This is a genomic window from Pseudomonas capeferrum (genome assembly GCF_013523055.1).
Taxonomy (GTDB): domain Bacteria; phylum Pseudomonadota; class Gammaproteobacteria; order Pseudomonadales; family Pseudomonadaceae; genus Aquipseudomonas; species Aquipseudomonas capeferrum_A.
The window spans coordinates 1-5,920 of the sequence record NZ_JAAMQM010000046.1 but is presented as its reverse complement, the minus strand read 5'-3'; the positions used below and the strand labels follow the sequence as shown (position 1 = coordinate 5,920).

The window sequence follows — 5,920 nt, the reverse complement described above, 5'->3', positions numbered from 1 at the left end:
CCCACAAGAAGTGCGCAGTTCCTGAATTCAGCGCTCAACTTGTGGGAGCGGGCTTGCCCGCGAAGGGGTGCGAAGCAGCCCCATTGGCCTTAACTGACAAGCATTAGCCACACAGGCCACTAGATACCCATTGCCCAGATCTGGCGTCAACCCTCTGGCATGCAAGGATCGCGCAGGTCCGCCCGCCCGGATGCCGCTAATGGCCAAGTGCTGTCGCTTATCGGTGGGTGAAGGTCGCTGGCAGATCAGGTCGCCACGCGGGTCAGGCCGATGATGCAATCTCCGAGACCTGACGAGGGGATGCTTTGATGAACATGCGACGACTCCTGGGTGTAGGCACCGCGATGGCGATAGCCATGAGCGGTGCACAGGCAATGGCCAAGGAAGTGAGCCTTGGCTATGTCGACGGCTGGGCAGACAGCGTGGCCACCACCAACGTGGCGGCCGAAGTGATCAAGCAGAAGCTTGGCTACGACGTGAAGCTGCAGGCGGTAGCGACGGGGATCATGTGGCAAGGCGTGGCGACCGGCAAGCTCGACGCCATGTTGTCGGCCTGGTTGCCCGTGACCCATGGTGAATACTGGAGCAAGAACAAGAACAATGTCGTCGACTACGGCCCCAACTTCAAGGATGCCAAGATCGGTCTGATCGTCCCGGAGTACGTGAAGGCGTCCAGCATCGAAGACCTCAAGACCGATCAAAGCTTCAAGCAGAAGATCGTGGGCATCGACGCAGGCTCAGGTGTGATGCTCAAGACCGACCAGGCGATAAAGGACTACGGCCTCACCGGCTACAAGCTGCAGGCCAGTTCCGGGGCGGCGATGACGTCCGAGCTGGGTCGCCAGTACGACAAGCAGCAGTCGATCGCCGTGACCGGCTGGGTGCCGCACTGGATGTTCGCCAAATGGAAGCTGAAGTTTCTTGAAGACCCGAAAGGCGTCTACGGCGCTGCGGAGACCGTCAACAGCATCGGCAGCAAGGAGCTGGCTGGCAAGGCTCCGGAAGTTGTCGAGTTCCTCAAGAAGTTCTCCTGGCAGTCCAAGGATGAGATCGGCGAGGTCATGCTGGCGATCCAGGACGGCGCCAAGCCGGAAGCAGCGGCCAAGGACTGGGTGGCCAAGCACCCGGATCGCGTCAAGGAGTGGACCGGCAAATGAGTGCAAGGCGCAAGGCGGCGGGCGTTGAGCTTGCTGTCATTGCGCCAGCCGTTCGCTCGCAGGTTCAAGAAAGACTCCGGGGCCAGCATCAGTCGTTAGAAAATAGCGTTCGGTTTTGAATGTTGGAGCTTAGCCTTTGGCTCCTGGAATCTTCTGTGAAGCTGATGGCCTATCGCGGGGCAAGCCCGCTCGCCACCGGAACCATATCCCGGCGCCACCACCCGGTGGCAAACCTGCTTGCCATCGGACTGTAGCTGGGTCACCCGGCGGCAAGTCAGCTTGGCATTGGACTGTAGCTGAGTCACCGGCGGTAAGTCAGCTTGGCATTGGACTGTAGCTGGGTCACCGGCGGTAAGTCAGCTTAGCTTGGCATTGGGCTGTAGCTGGGTCATCCGGCGGCAAGTCAGCTTGGCATTGGACTGTAGCTGAGTCACCCCGGTGGCAAGTCAGCTTGGCATTGGACTGTAGCTGGGTCACCGGCGGTAAGTCAGCTCAGCTTGGCATTGGGCTGTAGCTGGGTCATCCGGCGGCAAGTCAGCTTGGCATTGGACTGTAGCTGGGTCACTCAGTGGCGAGCCTGCTTGGATTTAGACTGTATATTGGTTACACCGCGTACCGGTGGCGAGCGGGCTTGCCCCGCGATAGGCCATCAGCTTCACAGAAGATTCCCAAGACCTGAAACCAAGCTCCAGCCTCTGAAAATCAACGAGAGTTCCTGACGATCGGCATTGTGCTCAGGAGTTCTGAAGCGGAAAGCTGGCCCTGAAGCATGTCCCTTCGGCCGCGGTCGACGAAACCGTGATCGATCCCCCGTGGCCTTTCATGATCTGCGAAGCAATGTACAGACCCAGCCCGAGACCTTCCCCATGGGGGCTTTCCTGTGACCGCGTATAGGGCTCGAACAATTGAGGCATGAGCTCGGCAGGAATGGGATCACCCTGGTTTCGAACCGTCAGGACCAACTGGTCACACTCGACCTGCGCCTGGACATGGATCGGTACTTCGACATCACCGTGCACGACCGCATTGCCCAGCAAGTTCGACAGCAGTTGTCCCACCCGCACCGGATCGCAATCCACGCACGCGGGGATCGACATCGACTGTTCTATGATGGCTTCAGGATGGGAGAACCGAACTTCATCGATGACCCGATCCAGCTCGATCTCGAGCAGATCGACCCGCTGTCGCTTGACCGGGATTCCCTCGCCGAGCCGTCCGCGAGCGAAGTCCAGGACATTCTCGATCAGCGTGCTCATGCGTTGCGTGCTGGTGCGAATGGCATCGATCAACCTTCGCTGTGGGTGACCCTCGACCTTGGTCTCGAGCAGGTCCGCGCTCATGCGTATGGCGCTCAAGGGCGTGCGCAGGTCATGCCCCAGCACCGCGATGAACTGGTCGCGCAACCTCCCTGTCGCCTGGGCATCCGCCAACTGGTCCTGACTGTTCTCGACCGATGCCTGCATGTCCAGGTTGGCGCCGATCAGTTGCGCGAACAACTTCAGGGTTTCGATGGTTTCCGGCTTTTCCACGTCATGCGCACTGGGATCGATAGCGCACAGTGTCCCGAAGAACTCGCCGTTGGCGCGAATGATGGGAATCGAGACATAGCTTTCGAGCTTGTAGATCTTCGGCGTATGGTGCGAGGCATACAGCGGATGCGCGCTAGCCTGGCCGAAAACCACCGGTTGCCGGTGTTGCCTGATCTCATGGCAGATGGTCGTTTCCAGCACCAGTTCGTCGCCAGGGGCCAGTCCGAAGCTGAGCGAATCGTCGACCGCGCAGGTCACCCAGCGCTTGTCGGTCACCCGGGCCACCGCAGCGAAGCGCATCCCCGTCACGTGCTTGACCAGACGCAGAATCATCGGCACGGATTCGATCTGCGCGACGGCACGGATGTCGGGCGCGAACGTGATAGCTGGCATTCGGAGCACTCCGACGTTTCAGTGTGTGCGAATGATACAAGATAATGGCGTGCCAATGATCAATAACCAAGGGCGGGCCGCTGTGTGGAGCGGCGGTTCGCCGATGCGATTTACCCGCGAAGCAGGCCACGCGGTGGATGGCACGGGCTTCGCTCGTATTCGCGGGCAAGTCGCATCGGCGAACCGCCCTCCACAGGAACTCATGCATTTCGAATTTTGAGTAAGCCAGTTGCTCAAAACCGGCACGCCATGGGAGAGCAAACACAATCAGGACCTGAATGTGCAGCGCCGGCTCAAGGCACCGCCTGATCCCTGTGGGAACGCCTGCATTTCGAATTTTGAGTAAGCCAGTTGCTCAAAACCGGCACGCCATGGGGAGCAAACACAATCAGGACCTGAATGTGCAGCGCCAGCTCAAGGCACCGCCTGATCCCTGTGGGAACGCGTGCATTTCGAATTTTGAGCAAGACAGGTGCCCCATAGGGCGCGGGGCCGACAGTGGTCAGCCAGTGGGAATCCCGAAGCGTGCTAGAGGGCGGACCCCTGCGAGCCAGTAGCGCTGGGGCGCGTTTTCAAACCCTGTTGTCGGCAACTCGCCGGCCGCTGAAGACGTTCTCTCGTCCCTCTAAGACTAAGGTCGTCTGGCTAGCGGCCGAAGGCGGCATAAAGTACAGCTGAGTTCTACCTAACCTATGCTGCTAGGACAAAAACAAAATGAACGACAGCATCTACCTCTCGATACAAAACAGTCCGCGCTTCAAGGAGCTGGTCACCAAACGGGAACGGTTCGCCTGGATTCTCTCGGCGACCATGCTCGGGCTCTATTGCGCTTTCATCCTTCTGATCGCCTACGGTCCCCATGTACTGGGCGCCAAGCTCAGTCCTGACTCTTCGATCACCTGGGGCATCCCCCTGGGCGTCGGGCTGATCGTTTCCGCGTTCGTCCTGACAGCGATCTACGTGCGCCGCGCCAACGGCGAGTTCGACGACCTGAACAGGGAAATCCTGAAGGAGGCGCAGCAATGAGCCGTCATCTGACGCTGCTGGCCACCCTGGCCGTCGCTGCATTCGCACCCGCCGCCTGGGCCGCCGACGCCCTCACCGGCGAGGTGCAGAAGCAACCGCTCAATGTCCCGGCGATCCTGATGTTCGTGGCCTTCGTGGGTGCCACCCTGTGCATCACCTACTGGGCTTCCAAGCGTAACAAGTCGGCCTCGGACTACTACGCCGCGGGCGGGCGCATCACGGGCTTCCAGAACGGCCTGGCGATTGCCGGTGACTACATGTCGGCGGCCTCCTTCCTGGGTATTTCCGCGCTGGTGTTCACCTCCGGCTACGACGGCCTGATCTATTCGATCGGCTTCCTGGTCGGCTGGCCGATCATTCTCTTCCTGATCGCCGAGCGCCTGCGCAATCTGGGCAAGTACACCTTTGCCGACGTGGCCTCCTACCGTCTCAAGCAGAAAGAGATCCGCACCCTGTCGGCCTCGGGCTCGCTGGTGGTAGTAGCGTTCTACCTGATCGCGCAGATGGTCGGTGCCGGCAAGCTGATCCAGCTGCTATTCGGCCTGGACTACCACATCGCGGTGGTCCTGGTCGGTATCCTGATGTGCCTCTACGTGCTGTTCGGCGGCATGCTGGCCACCACCTGGGTACAGATCATCAAGGCCGTGCTGCTGCTCTCCGGTGCCAGCTTCATGGCGCTGATGGTGATGAAGCACGTCAACTTCGACTTCAATGCCTTGTTCTCCCAGGCCATTGCAGTACACCCCAAAGGCGAGGCGATCATGAGCCCCGGCGGCCTGGTGAAGGATCCGATCTCGGCCTTCTCCCTGGGTCTGGCGCTGATGTTCGGTACCGCCGGCCTGCCACACATCCTGATGCGCTTCTTCACCGTCAGCGATGCCAAGGAAGCGCGCAAGAGCGTGCTCTACGCGACCGGTTTCATCGGTTACTTCTACATCCTGACCTTCATCATCGGCTTTGGCGCGATCCTGCTGGTCAGCACCAACCCCGCGTTCAAGGACGCGGCGGGCGCGCTGATCGGCGGCAACAACATGGCGGCGGTGCACCTGGCCGATGCCGTGGGTGGCAGCGTGTTCCTCGGCTTCATCTCGGCGGTGGCCTTCGCCACCATCCTGGCGGTGGTCGCCGGGCTGACCCTGGCCGGCGCCTCGGCGGTGTCCCACGACCTGTACGCCAGCGTCTGGCGCAAGGGCAAGGTCAACGACAAGGACGAGATCCGCGTATCGAAGATCACCACCATCGCGCTGGCCATCCTGGCGATCGGCCTGGGCATCCTGTTCGAGAGCCAGAACATCGCCTTCATGGTCGGTCTGGCCTTCTCCATCGCCGCCAGCTGCAACTTCCCGGTGCTGCTGCTTTCGATGTACTGGAAGAAACTGACCACCCGCGGCGCGATGATCGGTGGCTGGATGGGCCTGGTCAGCGCCGTGGGGCTGATGATCCTCGGTCCGACCATCTGGGTGCAGATCCTCGGTCACGAAAAAGCGATCTACCCGTACGAGTACCCAGCGCTGTTCTCGATGGCGATCGCCTTTGCCGGCATCTGGTTCTTCTCGGTGACCGACAAGTCCAAGGCGGCTGATGAAGAGCGGGCCCTGTTCTACCCGCAGTTCGTTCGCTCGCAAACCGGCCTCGGTGCCTCGGGGGCCGTTTCCCACTGACCGTCACACCCTATGAATGAACAGGCCGCCGCTCAGGCTAATGCTTGTCAGTGAAGGCCAATGGGGCTGCTTCGCACCCCTTCGCGGGCAAGCCCGCTCCCACAAGAAGTGCGCAGCTTCTGAATTCAGCGCTCAACTTGTGGGAGCGGGCTTG

At 60.7% G+C, this 5,920-nt stretch carries 4 protein-coding genes; 3 read left to right on the top strand and 1 reads right to left on the bottom strand.

What is annotated here, in order from left to right:
- Positions 1 to 308: 308 nt before the first annotated feature.
- Positions 309 to 1,157 (top strand): glycine betaine ABC transporter substrate-binding protein, encoded by an 849-nt coding sequence (locus G7009_RS27215; protein ID WP_181133370.1) that lies wholly within the window; start codon positions 309 to 311, stop codon positions 1,155 to 1,157.
- A 734-nt stretch (positions 1,158 to 1,891) separates the two neighbouring features.
- Here the strand turns inward: G7009_RS27215 and G7009_RS27210 are convergent.
- Entirely contained in the window at positions 1,892 to 3,079 is a 1,188-nt protein-coding gene (locus G7009_RS27210) for a GAF domain-containing sensor histidine kinase (RefSeq protein ID WP_181133369.1), read from the bottom strand.
- Positions 3,080 to 3,793: 714 nt separating this feature from the next.
- On the opposite strand from G7009_RS27210, the gene G7009_RS27205 reads away from it, so the two are divergent.
- Complete coding sequence (locus tag G7009_RS27205) at positions 3,794 to 4,105, top strand: DUF485 domain-containing protein (RefSeq protein ID WP_181133368.1); 312 nt, start codon at positions 3,794 to 3,796, stop codon at positions 4,103 to 4,105.
- Complete coding sequence (locus G7009_RS27200) at positions 4,102 to 5,766, top strand: cation acetate symporter (protein WP_181133367.1); 1,665 nt, start codon at positions 4,102 to 4,104, stop codon at positions 5,764 to 5,766. Before G7009_RS27205 ends, G7009_RS27200 begins: the two co-directional genes overlap by 4 nt.
- The last annotated feature ends 154 nt before the right edge of the window (positions 5,767 to 5,920 follow it).

Bases quoted from the DNA above. Each gene is read 5' to 3' on its own strand.
- G7009_RS27200 (WP_181133367.1), top strand. From the start codon at position 4,102: ATGAGCCGTCATCTGACGCTGCTGGCCACCCTGGCCGTCGCTGCATTC.
- G7009_RS27205 (WP_181133368.1), top strand. From the start codon at position 3,794: ATGAACGACAGCATCTACCTCTCGATACAAAACAGTCCGCGCTTCAAG.
- G7009_RS27210 (WP_181133369.1), bottom strand. From the start codon at position 3,079: ATGCCAGCTATCACGTTCGCGCCCGACATCCGTGCCGTCGCGCAGATC.
- G7009_RS27215 (WP_181133370.1), top strand. From the start codon at position 309: ATGAACATGCGACGACTCCTGGGTGTAGGCACCGCGATGGCGATAGCC.